19 protein-coding genes and 1 pseudogene are annotated in these 18,361 nt (G+C 70.8%); 15 read left to right on the top strand and 5 right to left on the bottom strand.

Annotated features, from left to right (window positions below):
* Positions 1 to 12: 12 nt before the first annotated feature.
* On the bottom strand, positions 13 to 1,029 hold the full coding sequence (locus ACZ7MG_RS34400) for a TauD/TfdA dioxygenase family protein (RefSeq protein WP_471382713.1): 1,017 nt from the start codon (positions 1,027 to 1,029) through the stop codon (positions 13 to 15).
* 257 nt (positions 1,030 to 1,286) lie between these two features.
* Here ACZ7MG_RS34400 and ACZ7MG_RS34395 point away from each other — a divergent pair, with 257 nt between their 5' ends.
* Positions 1,287 to 2,204, top strand: a complete 918-nt coding sequence (locus tag ACZ7MG_RS34395) for an NAD(P)-dependent oxidoreductase (protein ID WP_471382714.1) — start codon at positions 1,287 to 1,289, stop codon at positions 2,202 to 2,204.
* Positions 2,205 to 2,467: 263 nt separating this feature from the next.
* Here ACZ7MG_RS34395 and ACZ7MG_RS34390 read toward each other — a convergent pair whose 3' ends face one another.
* On the bottom strand, positions 2,468 to 3,871 hold the full coding sequence (locus ACZ7MG_RS34390; RefSeq protein WP_471382716.1) for a cation:proton antiporter: 1,404 nt from the start codon (positions 3,869 to 3,871) through the stop codon (positions 2,468 to 2,470).
* Positions 3,872 to 3,878: 7 nt separating this feature from the next.
* Positions 3,879 to 4,364 (bottom strand): cation:proton antiporter regulatory subunit, encoded by a 486-nt coding sequence (locus tag ACZ7MG_RS34385; RefSeq protein WP_471382717.1) that lies wholly within the window; start codon positions 4,362 to 4,364, stop codon positions 3,879 to 3,881.
* A gap of 412 nt (positions 4,365 to 4,776) precedes the next feature.
* On the opposite strand from ACZ7MG_RS34385, the gene ACZ7MG_RS34380 reads away from it, so the two are divergent.
* Positions 4,777 to 5,220: a hypothetical protein gene (locus tag ACZ7MG_RS34380; RefSeq protein ID WP_471382987.1), complete on the top strand. Its 444-nt coding sequence runs from the start codon at positions 4,777 to 4,779 to the stop codon at positions 5,218 to 5,220.
* Between the two features lie 157 nt (positions 5,221 to 5,377).
* On the opposite strand, the gene ACZ7MG_RS34375 is transcribed toward ACZ7MG_RS34380, so the two are convergent.
* Positions 5,378 to 5,647: a hypothetical protein gene (locus tag ACZ7MG_RS34375; RefSeq protein ID WP_471382719.1), complete on the bottom strand. Its 270-nt coding sequence runs from the start codon at positions 5,645 to 5,647 to the stop codon at positions 5,378 to 5,380.
* Between the two features lie 110 nt (positions 5,648 to 5,757).
* Between ACZ7MG_RS34375 and ACZ7MG_RS34370 the strand changes: the two genes are divergently transcribed.
* A complete protein-coding gene (locus ACZ7MG_RS34370; RefSeq protein ID WP_471382989.1) occupies positions 5,758 to 6,357 on the top strand; it encodes a dihydrofolate reductase family protein in 600 nt (199 codons plus the stop codon).
* A gap of 121 nt (positions 6,358 to 6,478) precedes the next feature.
* On the opposite strand, the pseudogene ACZ7MG_RS34365 reads toward ACZ7MG_RS34370, so the two are convergent.
* A pseudogene (locus ACZ7MG_RS34365) lies at positions 6,479 to 6,577 on the bottom strand (CopG family transcriptional regulator); the annotation flags it as partial.
* A gap of 163 nt (positions 6,578 to 6,740) precedes the next feature.
* Here ACZ7MG_RS34365 and ACZ7MG_RS34360 point away from each other — a divergent pair.
* The 12 genes from ACZ7MG_RS34360 (at position 6,741) to ACZ7MG_RS34305 (ending at position 18,348) form a co-directional block, all read left to right on the top strand.
* Positions 6,741 to 8,969, top strand: a complete 2,229-nt coding sequence (locus tag ACZ7MG_RS34360; protein ID WP_471382720.1) for an MMPL family transporter — start codon at positions 6,741 to 6,743, stop codon at positions 8,967 to 8,969.
* Between the two features lie 110 nt (positions 8,970 to 9,079).
* Positions 9,080 to 9,742, top strand: coding sequence for a helix-turn-helix transcriptional regulator (locus ACZ7MG_RS34355; RefSeq protein WP_471382722.1), 663 nt, complete (start codon positions 9,080 to 9,082; stop codon positions 9,740 to 9,742).
* A 112-nt stretch (positions 9,743 to 9,854) separates the two neighbouring features.
* Complete coding sequence (locus tag ACZ7MG_RS34350; RefSeq protein ID WP_471382724.1) at positions 9,855 to 9,983, top strand: hypothetical protein; 129 nt, start codon at positions 9,855 to 9,857, stop codon at positions 9,981 to 9,983.
* A gap of 188 nt (positions 9,984 to 10,171) precedes the next feature.
* Positions 10,172 to 11,059, top strand: coding sequence for a class I SAM-dependent methyltransferase (locus tag ACZ7MG_RS34345; RefSeq protein ID WP_471382725.1), 888 nt, complete (start codon positions 10,172 to 10,174; stop codon positions 11,057 to 11,059).
* Positions 11,060 to 11,191: 132 nt separating this feature from the next.
* Positions 11,192 to 12,013 (top strand): MaoC/PaaZ C-terminal domain-containing protein, encoded by an 822-nt coding sequence (locus tag ACZ7MG_RS34340; RefSeq protein WP_471382727.1) that lies wholly within the window; start codon positions 11,192 to 11,194, stop codon positions 12,011 to 12,013.
* A gap of 1 nt (position 12,014) precedes the next feature.
* Positions 12,015 to 13,022: an ACP S-malonyltransferase gene (locus ACZ7MG_RS34335; protein ID WP_471946410.1), complete on the top strand. Its 1,008-nt coding sequence runs from the start codon at positions 12,015 to 12,017 to the stop codon at positions 13,020 to 13,022.
* Positions 13,012 to 13,734, top strand: a complete 723-nt coding sequence (locus ACZ7MG_RS34330) for an SDR family oxidoreductase (RefSeq protein WP_471382729.1) — start codon at positions 13,012 to 13,014, stop codon at positions 13,732 to 13,734. Before ACZ7MG_RS34335 ends, ACZ7MG_RS34330 begins: the two co-directional genes overlap by 11 nt.
* A gap of 58 nt (positions 13,735 to 13,792) precedes the next feature.
* Positions 13,793 to 14,047, top strand: a complete 255-nt coding sequence (locus ACZ7MG_RS34325) for an acyl carrier protein (protein ID WP_471382730.1) — start codon at positions 13,793 to 13,795, stop codon at positions 14,045 to 14,047.
* Positions 14,044 to 15,273, top strand: coding sequence for a beta-ketoacyl-[acyl-carrier-protein] synthase family protein (locus ACZ7MG_RS34320; RefSeq protein WP_471382731.1), 1,230 nt, complete (start codon positions 14,044 to 14,046; stop codon positions 15,271 to 15,273). Before ACZ7MG_RS34325 ends, ACZ7MG_RS34320 begins: the two co-directional genes overlap by 4 nt.
* Positions 15,274 to 15,278: 5 nt before the next feature.
* Positions 15,279 to 16,079 carry an SDR family oxidoreductase gene (locus tag ACZ7MG_RS34315; RefSeq protein ID WP_471382733.1) on the top strand — a complete coding sequence of 267 codons (801 nt, stop codon included), beginning with the start codon at positions 15,279 to 15,281 and terminating at the stop codon, positions 16,077 to 16,079.
* 8 nt (positions 16,080 to 16,087) lie between these two features.
* The gene (locus ACZ7MG_RS34310; protein WP_471382734.1) at positions 16,088 to 17,107 is read left to right on the top strand and encodes an SDR family oxidoreductase; all 1,020 of its coding nucleotides are present in this window, start codon (positions 16,088 to 16,090) and stop codon (positions 17,105 to 17,107) included.
* The gene (locus ACZ7MG_RS34305) at positions 17,104 to 18,348 is read left to right on the top strand and encodes an aspartate aminotransferase family protein (protein WP_471382735.1); all 1,245 of its coding nucleotides are present in this window, start codon (positions 17,104 to 17,106) and stop codon (positions 18,346 to 18,348) included. The genes ACZ7MG_RS34310 and ACZ7MG_RS34305 overlap by 4 nt, the downstream gene beginning before the upstream one ends.
* The last annotated feature ends 13 nt before the right edge of the window (positions 18,349 to 18,361 follow it).

Raw genomic sequence — 18,361 nt, 5'->3', positions numbered from 1 at the left:
ACCCGCCGGCGGCTACTCGCTCCGCTCGTGCAGCGGGCCGCCGCACAGCGACTTCGACGGGGTGCCGTCCACGCCGACGGGCGGCTCCCCGGCGACCATCACGCGGTGCATGATGCGCGGGAAGTCCAGATGGGCCGTGTCGCTGGGGGCGAGGTGAACGGTGGCGCGGTTGTCCCAGAGGGCCACCGAGCCCGGCTCCCAGCGGAAGCGGACCGTGTACTCGGGCCGGGTGATCTGCTCGACGAACAGTTCGAGGAGCAGCCGGCTCTCGGCCCGGGTGACGTCGACGATGTTCTCGACGTAGTACGGGTTGACGTACAGGATCCGCTCGCCGGTCTCGGGGTGGACGCGGACGACCGGGTGGACGGACGCGACCTGGTGGTCCTGGAGATGGCGGAGGTAGGGGTCGGGGCCGGAGCGGGCGAGGTAGCCGACGCCGAGGCGGTGCTCGGCGCGCAGCCCGTCGGCGAACCGGCGCACCGGCTCGGACAGGCCCGCGTAGGCGGCGGCGAGGTTGGCCCACGTGGTGTCGCCGCCGTACGGGGGCACGCGCTCGGCGCGGAGCAGGGTCAGCGCGGGCGGGTCGATGCGCGCGGTGTGGTCGGCGTGCCAGCCGCGCAGGGTGGAGTGGCGGCGGCGTTCCAGCCATTCGGCCTGGTCCATGCCGTGCTTGCGGCCCAGTTCCTGGCGGTCGGCGGTCGTCTCGATCTCAGGGTGCTCGACGGGCGAGACCGACCCCCGCGAACGCAGCCGGACCGGCTCCCCGAAGCGGCGCGCGAACGCGATCTGCCCCGCGTGGTCCAGCCGCTGCCCCCGGAAGAACACGACCTTCCAGCGGAGCAGCGCCGCGCGGATACCGGCGACGGTCCCGTCGTCGAGCGGGCCGGCGAGGTCGACGCCGTGGATGTCGGCGCCGATGTGGCCGGAGGCGGGCCGTACGTCGAGGCCGTTGCCGTTGCCGTCTTGCTCCGCGGACGGCTCACCCGGCTCCTCCGGGCCCGTGGCCGACGCGCCCGTGTCGATGCTCATCGCTCCCTCACTCCCTTCACTCCCTCGCTCCCTCACCTTTCGCCGTTCGCCGTTCGCCGCAGCCCTGGGGGGTTTCGTGGCCCGGTCTCCTCCCCATGGTGCCGCTTTCCGCCTGGGAGTCGGCCCATGAGCGCCCGAACCCCCGGGCTCCGGTGTCGTACGCCCGCCGACCCACCCCGAGCTGCGAAACTGCGAACCTATGGACCTGCGAACCTGTGAACGGACCAACGCACTGTACGCGGCAGGAAGTTGACGTCATGACCGACAATCTCACCGTAAGCGTCCTGGGGACCGGCATCATGGGGGCCGCGATGGCCCGCAACCTCGTCCGCGCCGGGCACGCCGTACGGGTGTGGAACCGCACCCGGGAGAAGGCCGAGCCGCTCGCCGCCGACGGCGCGCACATCGCCGACAGCCCGGCCGAGGCCGTACGGGGCGCGGATGTCGTCCTCACGATCCTGTACGACGGTGCCGCGGCCCGGGACGTGATCCGCGAGGCGGCGCCCGCGCTGAGCCCGGGCGCGGCCTGGGTCCAGTCGACCACCACCGGGCTCGAAGCCGTCGCCGAGCTGGCCGCGCTGGCCGGTGAACACGGGCTGGTCTTCTACGACGCCCCGGTCCTCGGCACCCGGCAGCCCGCGGAGGCCGGGCAGTTGACGGTGCTGGCGGCCGGTCCGGTCGCGGGGCGGGAGAGGGTGACCCCCGTCTTCGACGCGGTCGGCGCGCGTACGGTCTGGACCGGGGAGGACGGCGCGACGGGTGCCGCGACCCGGCTGAAGCTGGTCGCCAACAGCTGGGTGCTCGCCGCCACCAACGCGGCCGGGGAGGTCCTGGCCCTGTCCCAGGCCCTCGGCGTCGACCCGGCGTCCTTCTTCGAGATCATCGAGGGCGGCCCGCTCGACATGGGCTATCTGCGCGCCAAGTCCGCGCTCATCCTCGACGGCCGCCTCTCCCCGGCCTCCTTCGCCGTCGCCACCGCCGCCAAAGACGCCCGCCTCATCGTCGAGGCGGGCCGGCAGCACGGCGTACGCCTCGACATCGCCGCCGCCGGCGCCACCCGCCTCACCCGCGCCGCCGCCCAGGGCCACGCCGACGAGGACATGGCCGCGGCGTATTTCGCCAGCTTTGACGAGGGGGAGGGCGAGGCGAAGGGCGACGGCGAGGGGCAGGGCTAGGGGGAGGGCTAGGGGCAGGGCTAGGGGGAGGGGCAGGGCTAGGGCGAGGGGGAGGGCTAGAGGGAAGGGCAGGGCTAGGGGGAGGGCAGGGCTAGGGCGCGCGAGGCCCGGAGCGTCGAGGGTCCGGCACGGGTGGGCGCCGGTCCCGGGCCACGAAGCCCGCCTCGCACGTCATCACGACGTACCGCCGGGCGGGCGGTGTCGGAGCCCCGGGGGTAAACCGACCGTGCCCCTCTCCTCCCCTCCCTCGCCGTCCCCTCCCCTCAAGCCCGGTCGGCCGCGTTCCGCTCGTCCAGGGAGTCGTGGGCTCCCGCTGAAGGCGCCAGCAGCGTGCCACCGACTGCCGAGCCACCCGCTGAAGAGCCGACCGCCGCCGAGCCCCCCGCCGCCGAATCGACCGCCGCCGCCGAGCCACCCCCTCCCAACCCCGCCCGCCGCAGGCGCCCGGTGAGCCAGATCGCCACCGGCTCGGTGTACCGGGCGGTCAGCGGACCGACGATGACCAGGATGAGGACGTACGCCGTGGCCAGCGGGCCGAGGGACGGCTCGATGCCCGCGGTGACGGCCAGGCCGGCGATGACGATGGAGAACTCGCCGCGCGCGACGAGCGTGCCGCCCGCCCGCCAGCGCCCCTTCACGGAGATCCCGGCCCGCCGAGCAGCCCAGTACCCGGTGGCGATCTTCGTCAGCGCGGTGACGACGGCCAGGACCAGCGCGGGCAGCAGCACGGGCGGAATGCTGGCCGGGTCGGTGTGCAGCCCGAAGAAGACGAAGAACACCGCGGCGAACAGATCCCGCAGCGGCGCCAGCAGACTGTGCGCCCCCTCGGCGACCTCGCCCGACAGCGCGATGCCCACCAGGAACGCGCCCACCGCCGCCGACACCTGCAACTGCTGCGCGAGCCCGGCGACGACGAGCGTCACCCCCAGCACGACGAGCAGCAGTTTCTCCGGATCGTCGCTGGAGACGAACCGCGAGATGTGCCGCCCGTACCGCACGGCCACCAGCAGCACGACCCCCGCCGTACCGAGCGCGATGGCCAGGGTCGCGCTGCCCGCCGCCAGCCCGACCCCGGCCAGCAGCGCGGTGACGATCGGCAGATAGACGGCCATGGAGAGGTCTTCCAGGACCAGGATGCTCAACACGACAGGCGTCTCGCGGTTGCCCAGCCGCCCGAGATCACCGAGGACCTTCGCGATGACCCCGGAGGACGAGATCCAGGTGACGCCCGCGAGGACGACGGCGGCGACGGGGCCCCACCCCAGCAGCAACGCCATGGCCGCACCCGGCACCGCGTTGAGCGCGGCGTCCATGAGCCCGGCCGGGTACTGCGTCTTGAGGTTGGAGACCAGATCGCTCGCCGTGTATTCGAGGCCGAGCATGAGCAGCAGCAGGATCACGCCGATCTCGGCGCCGATCGCCACGAACTCCTCACTGGTGCCCAGCGGCAGCAGCCCGCCCTCCCCGAACGCCAGCCCGGCCAGCAGATACAGCGGTATGGGCGACAACTGGAACCGCCCCGCGAACCGCCCCAGCAACCCCAGCCCGAGGATGATCGCGCCGAACTCGACGAGGAACACGGCGGAGGAGTGCGAGGCGGACTCGGCGGCGGCCTGAGCGGAGCCGGAGACGGGGACGGGGAGGGAGCCGGAGACGGGGACGTACATGAACCGCTCACTCCCGCCCGAGTATCGCCGCGGCCGTCTCCACACCCTCCCGGGTGCCGATCACGATGAGCGTGTCACCGCCGGCCAGCCGGAAGTCCGGTGTCGGCGACGGAATCGCCTCGGCCCGCCGCAGTACGGCCACGATGGACGCGCCCGTCTCGGTCCGCATCCGGGTGTCGCCCAGCACCCGCCCGTTCCAGTGCGAGGTCGACGCCAGTTCGATCCGCTCCGCGACCAGCCCCAACTCCGTGGTGGACAACAGGTTCGTGCTGTGGTGATCCGGTGTCAGCGCGTCGACGAGGGCGGTCGCCTCCCCCGAGGTCAGCCGCAGCGACAGCGCGCACGCGTCCGGATCGTCCTGCCGGTACGCGCTCAACGTCCGGGCACCGTCCCGATGGGCGACCACGGAGACCCGTCGCCGCTCCCTGGTCGTGAGGTCGTAGCGGACCCCGATCCCCGGCAACGGCGTACTACTGAGGCGCGGAGCACCCACGGCTGGCCCCCTGTCTGATTCGGATATGTCGTCGGACAACCGTCGGTGCCACCCTAACGAGACCCCGAAAACCGTCCGCCGGCCGCGAGCCCGACTCCCCGATGGAACAATCCCCCTTCAACCCCCCGGCCCGGACCCGGCCCCACCCCACCCCATCCCCCGAGGGCCGACCGAAAGGAACCGCCACCATGACCCCCACGGGCGTCCCCTCGACCCGCTCGACGGACGCCCCGACGACTTGCGGAGTGGCTGCTGTCAGCAGCAGCGGAGCGGCCGTCCGCCACCCCCACACCGCGAAGGCGATACCGATACCGAGACCGATACCCACGCCCCTCAAAACGGACGGTCACTCGGCCCTCCCCACCCCCTCGACCCCCGTGGCGTACGCCCCCAAGACCCCCGGAGCGTGCCCGTGATCGAGTGGGTGTCCCTGGGGAGCGGCCCCCGCCCGGTCCCCCAGCCCGTGGCCACCCCCCTGGTGTGGGCCACGGCCTTCGGTGGCGCGATGGTGCTGGTCGCCGCCCACAACGCGCTGATCGGTACGGACCGCCCCGGCCTGGCCCTGGTCGCGCTGTCCCTGCTCTCCGCACTCCTCGGCGTGTACGCCCGCTTCACCGCGGCCCCGGGCACGGCCGCCCTGTGCTGGCTCTTCCTCAACGGTTTCGCCATCCCCCCGGCCGGCGTCCTGACCTGGACCAACCCGCGCGACACGTTCTGGCTGGTCTGCCTGCTCACCGCGGCCCTGACCGGCACCACCCTCGCCCGCCTCCTCCAGGCCCGGGCCGCCTACCGCCGCCTCACCACGGCCCAGCCCCCGCCCACCCCCGAGCCCCCGGACTGGCCACCCCTCCCCTGAGCGCAGACAGCGGGTGTCGAGCGGCCGGGCGTGAAAGCCGTCCATGACTACTGCGCGATGGCGTAGTCATGGACGGCCGGTTCGAGAAGATCGAACGCGCGTGCCCCCTCCTGCGCGACCACCCTGGCGATCTCGTCGTTGGTGTGCCCGGCCAGGGTCAGATCCTGGATGCGCTGGAACCCGACACGGTGGGACTGTCGACGATCATGCGGGAAAACTCCGGTCCGGCGAATCCGGCGACCGGGTCCCGCGCCGCGACGGCGTCCTCGAAGGCGCGGCGCAGCGCCGCGAAGGCGGACTCCCCGGGCCGGCGGGAGGCCACGGCGCGCGCCAGCGTCGCGATCAACTGTCGCGTCTCCTGCTTCTTCGCCTCCCGCAGGCCCAGCGGGGCGGTGACGCCGGCTGCGGCGCTCGTCCTGTTCCCCATGAGGCGAATATTACCGCCGTAGCAAAAATAAGTTTACGGAGTAGATAGTCTGGGACTAATATTACCACCGACATAAGATCGTCCGCATGGCCCGGAAGAGAGAACACCGCATGCGCAAGCTCGTGTACTACATCGCCACCACGCTGGACGGTTTCATCGCGGGCCCGGACGGCGCCGATCCCACGGGCCCGGACGGCTTCTGGCCCATCGCCGAGGACTACGTCCAGCGCCTGGTGACGGAGTACCCGGAGACCCTGCCCGCCCCGGCCCGGGCGGCACTGTCCGTCACCGCGCAAGGCACGCACTTCGACACCGTCCTGGAAGGACGGCGCAGCTACGAGATCGGCCTCAAGGCCGGCATCACCGACGCCTACCCCCACCTACGTCACCTGGTCTTCTCCCGCACCCTCACCGAAAGCCCGGACCCGGCCGTCGAACTGGTCGCCGGCGACCCCGTGGACAAGGTCCGACAGCTGAAGCAGGAGGACGGCAAGGACATCTGGCTCCTGGGCGGCGCGGAACTGGCCGGATCCCTGTACGGAGAGATCGACCAGCTCATCCTCAAGACGTCACCCCTGACCATCGGCACCGGCATCCCCCTCTTCTCCCACCGAGCTGCCTTCGCCCCACGCCACTGGCACCCCACCCACCACACCACCCTCCCCAGTGGCACCACCTTCACCACCTACACGCCCACCCCCACCGCCTGAATCAGCCGCACAGGAGAAACGTCGAAGGGCCCCACCGCGAACGGTGGGGCCCTTCGACATCGTGCCCGATGAGGCACTGGCGGAGGATACGAGATGCGAACGGTGGGCGGCGCTGGACGGGCTCGTCCTGCAGCCAGTTGGCCAGTTCCGGCAGTCGGTCCCGGTTGCGCATGCGGCGCAGTGCCTCGGCGACGTATGCCGACAGGCCCCGCTCTGCCGCCGCGTTGCCGGGTCATGAGCGGACTCATCGTTGTTAGCAATCGGCGACACCTGCTTCACCATCTGTGACATGCGCCTTAGTAGGACTCCTTGGTAGTTTTACATACAGTCCTGTACGATTAATTGTCGAGTCGATAGATACGGGGGCGACTATGGCAAGGCAGGTGGGACCGTTACGTTCCGGCCGTGACTCCCGGGCGGAGGGCCGGATGTGGTCCGGCCTGCTGACCGGGTCCCTGCGCCGACGCCGCTCGCTGCTCGTGCTGACCCTGCTGCTCACCGTGCTTTCGGGCGCCTACGGGGGCGGAGTCGTGGACCGGCTCTCCAACGGCGGCTATGCCGCTTCGACCGGCAACTTCCGGACCGCGGAGGACGCCCTGCGTGAGCACTTCGGGGTGACCAAGCCGCATCTGCTCTTCGTGCTGCGGGCCGATGTCCCTGTTGATTCCGCCAAGATTGCGGCGGCCGGTGCGGCGTACACCGAACGGGTCCGCGGGCTGCCCGGTGTCGAGTCGGCCGACTCCTACTGGACCACGGGTGACCCCTCCCTGCGGGCACGGGACCGGCGTTCCGCCGTGGTGGCGGTGCGGCTGTCCGGGGACGACGGCGCAGTGCAGCGCACCACCGAGCGAATCGTGCCGCAACTGCGAGGCGATCAGCCCCCGTTCGGGGTCGGCGTGACCGGCGAGGCCGAGGCGAACAGGGAGTTGCAGAAGGAGAGCGACGAGGACCTCGTCAAGGCCGAACTCATCGCGGCACCGCTCATCCTGCTTATCCTGCTGCTCGTCTTCCGTACGGTCGTCGGCGCGTTGCTGCCGTTCCTGATCGGCGTGATCGGGGTGGCGCTCACCCTGGCCATCCTGAGGCTGGTCACCGAGTTCACCGACGTGTCGATCTTCGCTCTGAACCTGACGACTGCCCTGGGCCTCGGCCTCGCGGTCGACTACAGCCTTCTGCTGCTGATGCGCTTCCGTGAGGAGACGGCGAAGGGGCTCGACGCGCACGCGGCGGTGCTCGTGACCGTCCGGACCGCAGGCCGCACCGTGCTGTTCTCCTCCCTCACTGTCGCGCTGTGCCTGAGTGCCCTGCTCATCTTCCCGCTCTACTTCCTGCGCTCGCTCGCGTACGCCGCGATCCCCGCCGTCATCACGGTGGGGATCGCCGCGATCCTCGTGCTGCCCGCCGCCCTCCTGGTCTTCGGCCGCTGGCTGGACGTCGGCGACGTCACGCCGCTGTTGCGCAGGCTCCGCCGCGAGAGCCCGGCCGAACCCGGGCCCCCCGTCTGGTCACGGATCGCGGGGCGGGTCGCACGCCACCCGCTGCGCTTCGCAGTACCCGTGGTGATCGTCCTCATCGGGCTGGGACTGCCCTTCTCCCAGGCGAAGTTCGGACTCACGGACGAACGGGTGCTTCCGATGAGCGCCGAGGCGCACGGCACGGCGCGCATGCTCGAACGCGATTTCGAGGCGGGTGCGCTGAATCCGGTCCACGTCGTTCTGAGGGACGCCCCCGAGAGCGAGCGCGAGGCCTACGTCCGCCAGGTCGCCAGGATCGATGGAGTCGACTACGTCGACACCGCGCTCGGCAAGTACGCGAGCGGGCAGCGCACGGGCGCCTCCGACCTGCCCCCGGAGGCGTATGAGCGCGGGGACCTGACCCGGCTGCTGATCGCTCCGGCCGACAGCGCCTTCTCGCCGCGCAGCGAGGAGATCGTCAAGCAGCTTCGGGCGGCCCCGGCACCAGGCGCCGTGTATGTCGCGGGCGACTCGGCGCTGTTCGCGGACACCAAGACCGTGATAGCGGACCGCTTGCCCTATGCGGCGGCCATCATCGTGCTGCTCATGTTGCTGCTGCTCTACCTGTTCACCGGCAGCCTGCTCGTTCCTGTCAAGGCGATCATCTTCAACATGCTCAGCCTCACCGCCTCCTTCGGCGCGATGGTCTACGTTTTCCAGGACGGCCATCTCAAGTGGCTTGTGGGGGAGTTCACGGTGACCGGCTATCTCGATGTCACGGTTCCGGTTCTGATGTTCTGTGCGGCCTTCGGCCTGTCCATGGACTACGAGGTCTTCCTGATGTCCAGGATCCGTGAGCAGTACCTGACACACGGGGACAACGAACGAGCCGTCATCGAGGGCGTCGGCCGTACCGGGTCCATCGTCACGGCGGCCGCCGTGCTGATCGGCTGTGTACTGCTCGCCCTCGCCAGCTCCGACATCTCGGTGCTGAAGCTTCTCGGTCTCGGGATGTTCCTCGCCGTGCTCGTGGACGCCGTACTGATCAGAGGGGTGCTCGTACCGGCGTTCATGCTGGTCATGGGCCGGGCCAACTGGTGGGCACCACGCCCTCTTCGCCGATTTCACGCCCGCTTCGGCATCACAGAGAACAACTGACTTCTCATCGGGTACTCCACCTCACATTCGAACATTTCGGAAGAATCACTGCACTTCAGAAGAAATCCTGCCGATGCGTAGTCGGCTGCCAACTTCCTGGAGAGGTTTCCGTGACTCGCCCGTCCTACAAGGAACTCATGTGCGCGCCCACCGAATCCAGGCGGGGGGACTGCTCCGTCGTCCTGGTCGGCAGATGGCTCAACCTGTCTGCGGGCATGCCGCAACACGGTGAAGCAACCTACATCCACACGTGTCAGGACCCGGACGAGCTGACCTCGATGGTGTACTCCCGCCGCGCCGATTGGATGTTGGCCGGTCCTGACCTCGACGACGGAGACATCCAGCGCCTCTTCTCCAGGGCCATCGCGGTTCGGGAGAACGTCCGACTGGCGGTGCTCGGCCACCGGTGGGACTGGCGGCGCTGCGAACGCTGGATACGCCGGGGGTGCCGTGTCTACCTCGACGAGGTCGCCGGTCCGAGCCGGGCGATCGCCGCCATCCAGGCCTCCAGCACGCTGGGCGTGAACGTGATGGACCGGGTCTTCTCCGAGGCGCTGCGCGAGCGCGTGAACGGTCCCGCTCCCCACCTCACCCGCCGTGAGCGGGATGTGCTGGACCTGCTGCGGCGCGGGATGCGCAACCGGGAGATCGCCGGCGCCCTGTTCGTCAGCGAGAACACCATCGAATATCACATGCGACATCTGCTGTCGAAGTTCAGTGCGCGAAACCGGATGGAGGTTGTCGAGCGGGCGACCACCCTCGGGCTGGCTTAGCGGAATTACCTGCACCGCTTGAATACTACGGCTATCCGGGATGTCCCGGGAGACGGCTCCTCATAATCTGTTCTCGCAAGGTCAGCAATTCCCGGATGAAAGTGGTGACATCATGGAAGACATCACGTTCGAGATCGTCGAGGAGCAGGTCTCCAGCCTTGACTCGCTCGGAGTCGACGAGGGCTGCAGCACCACCACGACCAGCTCGTCGCTCGACATCTCCGACGTCGAGTTCGAGTAATCGGGCCGACTCCCCGAGACGCACGTTCGTGGGCCGTTGAAAAACGGCTCGCGGACGTGCGTCCGCTTATTGCGGGCCAGGCAGACGTGATGAGGGGCGGGCACATGGCGGGCTCAGTGCACGATGAGCGGGAGCGGAAGAACCATCAGGAGCACCAAGACCGGCGGGAGCCGCGAGGGCAGCGGGAGTTGCAGGGCGACTACCATCACCGGATCTTCCACGCGCTGCACGACTGGGAGCGGACGTGGGCCGGAGCCCTGGACGTGGCCGGTGAGGGAACACGCGCCCGCACACTGGGATTCGACCAGCTCGGCCACTTCGGTGCACAGGGATGTCGGCTCGTGGTCGAGGAACTCGTGCGCGGGCTCGGCCCCGCGCACCACTCCTTGGCGCTTGCCGAATTCGGCTGCGGATTCGGCGGCGCGCTCCGTGACATCGTGCGTGGCCTGGGCGAAGAGGGGGTCGACGTCGGCCGGGCGCTCGGCATCGACATCGTCTGGGAGCATGTGCGGCTCTTCGAGACCATCCAGCGGTACACCGATGGCCACGCCGGCACTCCGGCGTTCGCACGGCAGGAGCGGGCGCAGGCCGTGCAGGCGGACGTCCGGGCGGTTCCGGTGCGGGCCGAGGTCCTCGACGCCGTCGTCTGCACCGGTTCCCTCTCGCACTTCGCGGAGGCCGGACGGATCTTCGAGGAGGCCGCCCGAACGCTGCGTCCCGGCGGCGTCCTCATCATGACGGAGGAAGCCAGCCTGGTCGGCCCGGGCCGGGCCGTCTCCGCCGAGTTCCGCCGCCTCCATCCGCCTGAGATCTTCTTTCTGACCGAGGTCGGCCGGCGTACGGAACAGCTGCGTGACGCCGGATTCACGGATATCGAGGTGCGTGATCTGCGTGAATGGGCGTGCAGGCTTCTCCGGGACCGCATCAAGGCCATGCGGCTCTTCTTCGGGGACGTTGCGATGATTTACGGGGAGGAAGAGGCGGAGACGCTTGTCGATACCTTGGAAGTCGCCTGCGAAGAGTATGAGAGTGGTGCCGTCGTGCCGGCCCTCGTGACCGCCCGCTCGGCGACCTGAGGGAATCCCCGAAAAATAACTACGGAATTCCGGGTCGTTGAGACTCGTACCGGTTCCCTAGTCTTCTTTCGTTCCCAGGAATCAGTTCTCCACGACCGCTGGGAAATGCGGAGACGAAAGGAGGACCGCGCAGTGAGTCAGCTGCCCCCCGCGCCGTACGCCGCCTGCCCGGCGTACGGGTTCGCGATCGATCCCCGTGAGGTGGCACGCCACCGGCTGCTGCTGGACAGCCCGGGCCGGTCCGTACCGGCGTTCTTCCTCTTCCGCGCACTTCCGCCGGCCGTACGGGCCGTACTGGAGAACCGGGTCGACCCCGGGGAGGTCCGGCACGCTGCCCAGCGCCTGTCGCTGCGCCGTCGGCCGTGTGCGGAGGAAGAACTCGCCGCACACCCTGTCGTCGAGGCCACCGGCGACCTCGGCTTCCGGCGGGCGGTCGTGCTGCGCCTCGCGCTGCGGGACACCGCCGGGTACGAAGTGGCCGAACTGCACACCACCTTGACCACCGGGCCCGCCACCGGGAACGGCCGTATCGCGCCGCCATCAGCACCAACACCAGCACCCGCATCCGCGGGGCCCCGCTTGCTGAGCTGGCACGTCCGGGTACCCCGGAGTCTGCCGGAACGCTACGCGGACGCCAGCGGTGACGACAACCCCATCCACACCGACGACTCAGCCGCCCGCCGCGCCGGACTGCCCGGCGTCGTCCTGCAGGGCATGGCCACCCTCCACCTGGCCGCCACCGGACTGACCGACCGGCTCTTCGACGGCGACGAGACCCGTTGGACGGAGGTCCGCACGCGCTTCAGCCACCCCGTGCTGCCGGGCGACGACATCGAGTTCACGGCCCACGGCCACCTCGGGGGCCGAGCCTCGGGAGACCTCGTCGGACTCGCCGCGGCCGTCGGCGGCCGACCCGTACTCAAGGACACCTGGTTCACCGGGGCGGTGGCCTGAGATGAGCGTGTGGATGTTCCCCGGTCAGGGGGCGCAGCGTCCGGGGATGGCTCTCGGCCTGGGCGAGGCTCCCCGTCTGCTGCGGGAGGCCGGCGCGATCCTGGGCACCGATCTCCGCGTGCCATGCCTGACCGACCGGAGCCCCGACGGGTGGCCCGAGCTCGTTCAGCCCGCGCTCTTCACCGTGGGCGTGGCCGCGGCCACCGCGCTGCTGCGGCACGCCCCGCCGCCGGCCGCCGTTGTCGGCCACAGTTTCGGTGAGTTCGCCGCCCTCACCGCGGCGGGGGCGCTGTCCTTCGAGGACGGTGTGCGGCTGACCGGCCTCAGGGCCCGCGCCATGCTGCGCTGCCCGGCCGAGGGGAGCGCCATGGTCGCCGTGCTGGGGCTGGACGAGACCGCGGTACGCGCGGTGTGCGCCGACGTCACCGAGGCCGGCGGACTGATGGAGATCTCCAACATCAACAGCCCCGCCCAGGTCGTCCTCGCGGGGGAGCGTGCCGCGCTCGACCGGGCCACCGCGCTCTGCCGCGCTCGCGGTGCCTTCCGGATCCGCCCGCTGAGGATCCCGTACGCCGCGCACACCCGGCTGATGGAACCCGCCGCCGAAGAACTGCGTGCCGCTCTCGAACCGGTCGAACTCCGGCCGCCAGCCGCTCCGTTGTACTCGCCCGTCACGGGGGAGGCCACCGAGGATCCGGCCCGGATCAAGGAGCTGCTCGTCCTGGGTATGACCCGTACGGTGAACTTCGTGGCCGCCGTACGCGCGGCGGACGCCGACGGCCACCGCGACTTCACCGAGCTCGGTCCGGGCTCCCCGGCCAGGCTGCTCGGCCTGGTGCGGGCGGCCCTGCCCGAACGGGCCCCCGGGCTGCAGCTGGTCTCCAGTGACGCGGAGGCTCATACGTTCGTGCCCTTCCAGGAAGGCCGTCCGGCATCCGTCCGGACCGCGCCGGAGGCACCTGTGGCGGCATCCCGAAGCTCCGCGGAAGGAGCCGGTCATGACGGCTGACCGACGTGTCGCCCTCGTCACCGGAGGAGGCGGGACCATCGGCTCCGCCGTGGCCAGGACGCTCGCCGACGCCGGGATGCGTATCGCGGTCGGCTACCACCGGGGCGGCGACGCGGCCCGCCGGCTGGCCGGAGAACTGCCGGACGCGCGGGCCGTACGACTCGACGTCACCGAATCGGCCGCCGTCCGCACCGCCTTCCGGGAGATCTCGGCGACCTCAGGACCGGTGACCGTCCTGGTGAACGCGGCCGGCGTGCTCCGGGACCGACCCCTGGTCCGGATGGCGGATCAGGACTGGGACGAGGTGCTGACCACCAACCTGACCGGGCCCTTCCACTGCGTACGCCAGGCGCTCCCGTCGATGATCGCCGCCGGATACGGCCGGATCGTCAGCATCGGCTCCGCCGCCGCCGCGTTCGGCACGCCCGGCCAGGCGAACTACTGCGCGGCGAAGGCCGGTCTGCTCGCCCTCACCCGGTCCGTCGCCCGGGAGACCGGCAGACACGGTGTCACCGTCAACGTGGTGGCTCCCGGGTTCGTGGAATCGCCGCTCGTAGCGCACACCGGCAGCGGGACGCGGACCGCGTTCACCTCACGGGCCGCGACGGGCGCCCTGGTGAGTGCAGAGGACGTCGCCCGGGCCGTTCGCTTCTGTGTGGAGACCCCAGGGCTGACCGGCCAGTCCGTCGACGTGGACGGTGGCTTCGGCTGACTCGGTACCGACAGGCCGGTGCCGATGGACCCTTACCCTCGAAAGAGAGAAGAAGGCTGTGGAGAACACGCGGGAGAAGATCGAGGCCGAGGTACGGGATCTGCTCACCGAGCGGTTCGCGGTGCCCGGCGACCGCATCACCCCTGACGCTCACCTGTTCGACGACCTCGGTCTCGACTCGGTGGACCTGATGAGCGCGGTCGCCATTCTGGAGGAGCGTCACGACCTCTCCGTGTCCGACGGGGACCTCGAGAAAATGCTCGTCATCAGCGGAGTCGTCGACCGGTTCACCGCGCTCCTGGACGCGGCATGACCCGACGTGTCGCGATCACCGGCATCGGGCCGGTCACCCCGATCGGGACCGGGATCAAGGCCTTCGAGGAGTCGCTGTGGGAGGGCCGGTCCGGCATCGGCCCGCTCACCCGCTTCCGCCTCGACGGCTTCCCGGTCCACGCGGTCGGGGCGATCGACGACTTCCGGCCCGAGGAGTACCTCGACGCGCGGCTGATCAGGCGTGCGGAACGGTTCGCCCAGTTCGGGATCGCCGCCGCTCGGCTCGCCGTCGAGGACGCCGGGGACCCGACGGGCGGAGTCGACCCCGAACGCGCCGGGGTCGTCCTCGCCACCGCCTACGCGGGGATGGAACGGATCGCGTCCGAGGAGGAGGTCCTTCGACGGCGCGGCTGGCGGGCCGTCTCACCGGCGACCAGCATGGCGATGATGCCCTCGGTGGCTGCCGGACTCGTTTCCATGGAGTACGGCTTCATGGGGCCCGTCGAGTGCCCCGCCACGGGCTGCGCCGCCTCCGGGCACGCGCTGTCCAGGGGGGCCGAACTGATCCGGCACGACATCGCGGACGTCGTGCTCGCGGGGGGCTGCGACGCGCCGCTCAATCCCGTGTCCCTGGCCACCTTCGCCACCGCCCGTGCCCTGTCCACCCGGCCCGGTGATCCGCGGACCGCCTGCCGGCCCTTCGACGCGCGGCGGGACGGCTTCGTCATGAGCGAGGGTGGAGTCGTCCTGGTCCTCGAGGACTGGGAGCGGGCCCGGGCCCGGGGCGCCCGTGTCTACGCGGAACTCGTCGGACACGGCCACACGGCCGACGCCTACAACCTCTCCCGCCCGCGCCCCGACGGACGAGGTGCCCTCGCCGCGATGCGGATGGCGCTGCGGACGGCGGGCCGAGCGCCCGCCGAGGTGGGCTATGTGAACGCCCATGCGGCGGGCACCGCGTCGGGCGACTCCACCGAGGTGCTGGCTCTGCGTGAGCTGATCGGTCCCGTCCTGCCCCCGGTCTCCTCCACCAAGTCCATGCACGGCCATCTCATGGGCGGCACCGCCGCCGCCGAGGCCGCCGCGACCGCACTGGCACTGCACCGCGGACTGCTTCCGCCCACCATCAACTACCGCGACGTCGACCCGGACTGCGCCATCGACGTCGTACCCGGCAAGGTCAGGAAGGCCGATGTGACACTCGCCCTCAGCAATTCGTTCGCGCTCGGAGGCATCAATTGCTCCCTGGCACTGGCGAAGGCCTGACCGCCATGGGCAGGGAAGGCGAACGGCGGCGGGAAACCGGACCGGAGAACGAACCGACACCCCGGACCTTCGCGGGCGAGGTCGCCCTGGTCACCGGCGGCACCAAGGGAATCGGCGGCGGCATAGCCGGCAGGCTCGCCGCCCTCGGCGCCGATGTGGCCGTCACCTATCTGCGTGACCGGGCCAGCGCGGAGAAGAAGGTCGCGGAACTACGGGAACTCGGCGTACGCGCCTGCGCCCGCCGGGCGTTCTTCGGGGACCCGCAGGGAGACGTGCCCGCCGCGGTCGTCGACTGGGCCACCGCCGAACTCGGCCCGCCCACCCTGCTGGTCTCCAACGCTGGTACAGGCGTGGAGCGTTCCCTCATGGACACCCGGCGCACGCACTGGGACTGGACCGTCGAGACCCATGCCCGCTCCCTGCTGCGACTGGTGCAGTGCGCGCCGGAGCTGCGGTCCGTACTGGCCGTCTCGAGCCCCGGCGCCCACCGGGTGATACCGCACGCCTACGGCATGCTCGCGGCCTCCAAGGCGGCCCAGGAGTCATTGGTGCGCTACCTCGCCGTCGAACTGGCGCCGCGCTGCCGCGTCAACGCGGTCACCCCCGGGCTCGTCGACACCGATGCGGCGCGCGGCTTCGTCCGGCACGCCGAGATCTTCGACACCGCACGGTCCAGGACGCCCGCCGGCAGGCTGACGCACCCGCAGGACGTCGGCGCCGTCGCCGCGTTCCTGCTCTCCGACGAAGCCCAGATGATCACAGGCCAGAACCTTGTGGTCGACGGCGGCTACTCGATCCTGATGTGAGGCCCCACGTGAGTGTTCTCTCCCCTTCCTTCCGCCCCTATCTGCTGACCGGGGCGGGGGGCGTCATCGGACAGAGCCTGGCCGCGGCGCTCGGTCCCGGGCGCGTCATCGGACTCGTACGGGCGGGCGGCAGTCGTCCCGGCCCCGGCATCGAGACCGTGTCGGGCGATGTCACCGCTCCCGGCCTCGGCCTGGAGCCCGCCGTCCGCGGTCTCCTCGACGACCGTGTCGGCGGTGTGATCCACAGCGCCGCCGTCACCTCCTTCACCCGCCCCGCCGACGAGATCCGCCGGGTCAACACCGAAGGCACAGCCCACGCGTTGCGCCTCGCGGAGGCCGCGGGCGTGCCCTTCCATCTGGTCAGCACGGTCTATGTGCGCAGGCGCCACGGCAGTGCGGAGACCGGGCGGTCCCGCGTCTACCGCGAGTCCAAGCAGGCAGCCGAGGACCTGGTACGGGCGGCGCGGGTGCCGTGGACGATCCTGCGGGTCACTGTGGTCACCGGAGACAGCCGCACCGGGGCCACACCCCGCTTCCAGGGCATCTACGCCGCGATGAAGGCCCTCGTCACCGGGGACGCCCACCTGGTGCCGGTGGCACCGGGCTCGTACTTGGACTTCCTGCCGCGCGACCATGTGGCGGCCTGCGTGAAGACGCTCCTGGACAGCGGGGCGCACGGCGAGCACTGGATCACCGCGGGCCAACGGGCCCTGACCATCGAGCAGTTCGTGGACCACTGTCTTCGCTTCGCGCAGCGGAACGGCCGGACGGTGCCCCGGCCCCGGATGGTGGACTCCGAGATGGTGCACAGGCTGATCCTGCCCGCCTTCGGTGACAGCCTCGCGGCCGACCTGCGCAAGCGCCTGGAGCTTTTCACCGACATCGTCGGGCCGCTGGCCACGGACGAGACACTGCCGGAGCCGGCCGCCCAGTTGCCCGCCCCACCCGATCTCGGGGCCGCGCTGGACGCCGCGCTGGGCTACTGGAGCAGCCGGGTACGGCTTGTACCGCAGGGGGTGAACGCGTGATCACCGAGGAGCGGCTGAGCCGTGCCGAGGTCCTGGACCTGTACGGACGGCATGTGAACTCCGGTCTGGCCCGGCTCGCCCGGCTGACAGCGTCCCCCGTCACCGTGCGCGGAGAGGGCGACTACGTCCACACCGAAGACGGCGAACGGCTTCTGAACTGCGGAGGGTTCAGCGTCTTCCTGCTCGGCCACGGCTACCGGCCGGTGGTCGACGCCGTCGCCCGGCAGCTCAACACCCTGGCGCTCACCGGCCCCATGGTCTACCACGAGGAACTGGCGCGGGCCGCCGCAACGCTCGCCGCCACCTGCCCGCCCGGACTCGAGTACGTGTACCTCACCAACTCAGGTGCGGAAGCCTGCGAGACGGCGCTGAAACTGGCCCGGATGAACGGCAGACGGCATGTGGTCTCCACCGAAGGCGGCTTCCACGGCAAGACCCTGGGCGCGCTCGCCGTCACCGGCCGTACGTCGTTCCGGGCGCCCTGCGAACCCCTTCCCGGCCCCGTCGACTTCGTTCCGTACGGCGACGCCGACGCGCTCGCTGCCCGGCTCACCCCGGACTCCTGCGTCATTGTCGAACCCGTGCAGGGCGAGGGCGGTGTCCGGATCCCGCCGCCCGGCTATCTCGCGGACGCCGAGCGGGCCTGCCGCCGGGCCGGAGCCCTCTTGATCGTCGATGAGGTGCAGACCGGTCTCGGCCGTACCGGGCGGCTGTGGGCCGTGGAGGAGGAGGGCGTCAGGCCCGACATCCTGCTCTGCGGAAAGGCGCTCGGCGGAGGCGTCGTCCCGGTCGGCGCCGTCGTCGCCACCCCCGAGGTCTTCGCCCCGCTGAACCACGACCCCGTGCTGCACACCTCGACCTACGGTGGCAATCCGCTGGCCGCCGTCGCCGTAAGGCACACGGTGGAGGCCGTGCTGCGCGAGGACGTCCCGGGCCGGGCGGCCGCGCTGGAGGGCCGGCTGCGGGCGCTGCTCCACGACGCACTGAAGCCCTGCGGCCATCTGGTCAGAGAGGTCAGGGGACGCGGGGCGCTCTTCGGAGTGGAGTTCCACCAGCGTTCGCACGCCGGGGAATTCGTGCTCGACCTGCTGGAGCACGGCGTCGTCGTGTGCCCGACCGGCAACGCGCTGGCGACCGTGCGCTTCACCCCTTCCGCCTTCTTCGGCGAACAGGAACTCCGCCTGCTGGCCGCGGCCGTCGAAGGCTCGGCCGCGGCCCTCGCGAGCAGGCACGGCGCGTGATGAGCACCCACTC

The organism is Streptomyces sp. NPDC107538 (assembly GCF_055657445.1).
The sequence above is the reverse complement of the archived record's forward strand: the minus strand, read 5'-3'. Positions and strand labels throughout refer to the sequence as shown.